At 73.3% G+C, this 3,813-nt stretch carries 2 protein-coding genes and 1 pseudogene; 2 read left to right on the top strand and 1 reads right to left on the bottom strand.

Annotated elements, in window-relative coordinates:
- Nucleotides 1-295 (top strand): annotated as a pseudogene (locus GT042_RS06645) (pyroglutamyl peptidase); the annotation flags it as partial.
- Nucleotides 296-315: 20 nt separating this feature from the next.
- Here the strand turns inward: GT042_RS06645 and GT042_RS06640 are convergent.
- Nucleotides 316-1,227 carry an EI24 domain-containing protein gene (locus GT042_RS06640; RefSeq protein WP_161307772.1) on the bottom strand — a complete coding sequence of 304 codons (912 nt, stop codon included), beginning with the start codon at nucleotides 1,225-1,227 and terminating at the stop codon, nucleotides 316-318.
- A gap of 115 nt (nucleotides 1,228-1,342) precedes the next feature.
- Here GT042_RS06640 and GT042_RS06635 point away from each other — a divergent pair.
- Nucleotides 1,343-3,813: M14 family zinc carboxypeptidase (locus GT042_RS06635; RefSeq protein ID WP_161307771.1), on the top strand; the 2,471-nt coding region annotated here is incomplete at its 3' end.

Here is a 3,813-nt window from a genome sequence, read left to right as displayed (position 1 = left end):
GGCGGGCGCGACCGCGCCGGTGGTACGTCCGGGCGGCCCGACCCCGGGCTCGGCGGCCCGCGCCGGGGGCGGCGGCGACTACCTGTCCAACGAGATCGCCTACCGGGCGACGCTGCTGCGCGACCGGCTGGGCCGGGACATCCCCGGCGGCCATGTGCACACGCCGGTGCTGGAGTTCGGTCCCGGGAACACCGACCCGGCGACCGGGACGGTGACCGACCCGCAGTTCGTCCGGAACAGGCTGGACATCGTCGCGCAGATCAGGTCGATCATCGTCGTGGCGGCGGGAGCGTAGACCGGGTCACGTGGACCGGGTCAGAACCGGGGCGGGGCCTGCGGCTCCTGTCCCGGGGCCGGGGGCCAGGCGGTCGTGGGTCCCGGGGCGGTTCCCGGGGTGGTTCCCAGGACGAGCGTCGCGTCGGGGGCGGGCACGGCCCCGCCCCCGGGCGCCGGCTCCCGCTCCGGTCCGGTGAGCTCCGGTCCGGTGAGCTCCGGCTCGGTGAGATCGCGCGCCATCAGCGTCGCGCCCGCCACCGCCCCGGGCATCAGGAAGATCGCCACGACCGGGACCAGGAAGGCCAGGGTCAGCGGCACACCGAAGCCGAGGGTGAGCATCCGGCGGCCACGGAGCAGCGCGAGGCGTCCCTTGAGGTCGATCCGCCGCCGCTGGAGGGCCACCGCGACCAGTTCCTCCGTCAGGAAGAACCCGGAGACGCAGAAGCCGATCGCGGGCACGACGGTCTGCCCGACGACGGGGATGAACCCGGCGGCGAAGAGCAGCACCCCGTAGAGCGCCACCCGTAGCAGGATCCGCACGCTGTCGCGCGCGGAGATCCACAGCTCGCGCCAGAGCGGCAGGCCCGACTCGGGGACCTCGCCGCCCTCCGCCCGGTCGACGGCCTCGGACAGCGACTCGTAGAAGGGCTGGCCGACCAGGAGGGTCACCGCCGTGAAGGCGATCACCGCGAGGAAGAGGACCAGTGCGAAGAGGAGCACGACCAGGAAGCCGCGGAAGAGACCCTGCCACGGCGACGACCAGTCGTCGGCGAAGGGGGTCGCCCAGGCCGTCAGGTCGTCCGCGCCGTAGCTGAGGCCGACGAGGACCGCCGCGTACAGCAGAAGGGTGACCAGACCGGGCAGGAGCCCGAATCCGAACCACCGGCCGTGGCCCGCGACCCACCGCTGGCCCTTCATCAAGTAGCCGAAGCCCACACCCAGATCACCCATGAGAACCACCCTACCGGCGCCTACGAGACCCTCTTGTTGTCCGGGGGCCACAACCGGTAGACCCTGCGTCACCGATCACTTCCGTCCACGCGCGCACGCCCCCGGAGGCCCTCGCATGCGAATACCCAGACCGGCCCTGATCACCACCGCCGCCCTGACCGGTGCCCTGCTGCTCGCACCGCCCGCCGCGTCCGCCGTCCCGGGCGGCGGCGGAGCGGCGAACAGCTCCAAAGGCCCGCACCACGTCAGGGAGAGCGGGCGGGAGACCGCCCCGGGCGCCGCTCCCGCCATCCGGACCTCGGGCCTGCCTTCCGCGCTCACCGGCCCTGCGGCCTCGCGCCCGGAGGCCGGTTATCCGCGGCGTACGGTCCTCGACGCGCCGCCCGTGGACCCGGCCGACAAGTCGGTCAAGCTCGGCCTGGCGCCGTACCACTCGCTCGCCCCGCGCCTCAACGCCCTCCAGAAGCTGGGCGATCGGGTCAGTGTGGAGGTCGCGGGGCGGTCGGCGGGCGGCCACGAGCTGTATCTCGTCACCGTCACCGCTCCCGAGAGCGCGGGCGAGGCCCGCGAGCAGGAGCGGATGCGCGAGCTGATCGAGAACTCCCCGGCGCGGGCCGCCCAGGACCGCCGTATCAAGTCCTCGTACAAGACACCGCTGTTCATCAACAACAACATCCACGGCAACGAGTGGGAGGGCACGGACGCGGCCCTGAAGCTGATCGAGGAGCTGGCGACGGCGCGGGACGCCCGTACCCGCGCTCTGCTCGCCACGAACCGCGTTCACATCAATGTCACCGCCAACCCGGACGGCAGGATCGCCGGGACCCGGGCCAACGCCGACGGCTTCGACCTCAACCGGGACATGATCACGGCGTCGCAGCCCGAGACCCGCGCGATCCGGCGGATCGCCATCGACAAGCAGCCCGCCGTCATGCTCGACCTGCACGGGTACGTCAACGGCACCCTGATCGAGCCGACCACCCCGCCGCACGGCGAGAACTACGAGTACGACCTCTTCCTCAAGAACGCGTACGCCAACGCCCTCGGCATGGAGAAGGCGGTGAACGACCTCGGCTACACGTCCGCGAAGGACGGCGTGGAGCCGCCCGTCATCCCCTTCCGGGACCAGGAGGAGGGCTGGGACGACTGGCCGCCGGTCTTCACCCCGCAGTACATGCCGTTCCAGGGCGCGGTCGCCTCGCACACGGTCGAGTTCCCGATGACCGTCAACAACCGGTCGTACGACACCCTGCCGGTCGAGGAGCTGCGCCGCCGGGCCGCCATCAACACGGACATCGCGGGCGCCGTGATGCGCGCGACCCTCAACTACACGCTGGACCACCGGACTTCGGTGATCGCGGACCAGATCGAGACGTTCCGGCGGGGCGCGGCGGGCGAGGCGCAGCGGCCGGTGTCGGAGGAGACCGTACCGGGCGTGCCGGGCATCGGGCCCGAGGACGTGTACACGACCGACTTCCCCCGGGCCTACGTGATCCCGGCCGGGAGCGGCCAGCGCTCGGCGACCGCCGCCGCCCGGCTGGTGGACCACCTGACCGCCAACGACGTACGGGTCGAGCGGGCCACGGCCGGCTTCCGGATCGACGGCCGGGCGTACCAGGCCGGTTCGTACGTCGTCGACCTGCACCAGCCCAAGCGCGGCATCGCGAACGTGATCCTCGGCGAAGGCCGGGACATCAGCGCGGACGTCTCCGCGATGTACGACATCTCGGGGTGGAGCCTCGGGCTGCTGTGGGGCGCGAGCGTGGACACCGTACGGACGGTGTCGGGCGGACTGCGTGTCCCGGGGCGCCCTGTCGTGGCCGCCTCCCCCACCGGTTCGGTGGCGCGCCACGGCGATCTGCGGCTGCGCCTGGACGACCCGAAGGAGCTGCTCGCCCTCAACTCCCTTCTGGCGCAGGGGGTGAAGGTGCGGCGCGCGGCCGACGGGGCGGCGATCGTGCCGTCGTCGGCCCGCCGCCTCGCGACCGTCCTCGCGGAGCGCCACGGGGTGGTCTTCGCGGCGACGAAGGAGCGGGGGACGACGGCGCTCCACCGCACGCGGGTCGCCGCCTCGGTGACGGCCGGGGAGCAGGCAGCCCTGCGGGAGATGGGCTTCGAGGTGGTGCCGGTGTCGACCGCGATCCTGAACGCGGGCTTCGACTGGTCGTCGGCGGACGTGCTGTACGTCTCCACGGGGCTCCAGTACGGCACGCTCACCCCGGCCGCGCGCGCGGCGCTGGACGGCTTCCTCGCCGGGGGCGGCGGGGTGGTCGGCCTCGGTTCCGGGGGTACGGCCCTGAACTCCGCGGCGGCGCTGCTGCCCGTGACGGCGGTGGCCGGGAACGGGGACGCCAACGGGGTGGTGCGGGTGGCGAACGCGGGAGGCGCGATCACCGGCGGCGCCCCGGCGCACACCTTCGCCTACGGGCCGCGCTGGTTCACGGCCCTCGGGTCCGGGGTGCGGACGGAACAGTCGTACGGGACCGGGAAGTTGCTGGTCTCGGGCCACTGGCGGGCGAACGAGAGCGGCGCGGGCGGCCCCGCCGACGCGGCGGGCCGGGCGTCGGTCGTGAGCGGTACGTCGGC

This window comes from Streptomyces sp. SID3212, assembly GCF_009865405.1.
GTDB lineage: Bacteria > Actinomycetota > Actinomycetes > Streptomycetales > Streptomycetaceae > Streptomyces.
The sequence above is the reverse complement of the archived record's forward strand: the minus strand, read 5'-3'. Positions and strand labels throughout refer to the sequence as shown.

What these genes read in the sequence shown, in the direction of transcription:
- GT042_RS06640 (WP_161307772.1), bottom strand. Translation starts at nt 1,227, where the DNA reads ATGGGTGATCTGGGTGTGGGCTTCGGCTACTTGATGAAGGGCCAGCGG.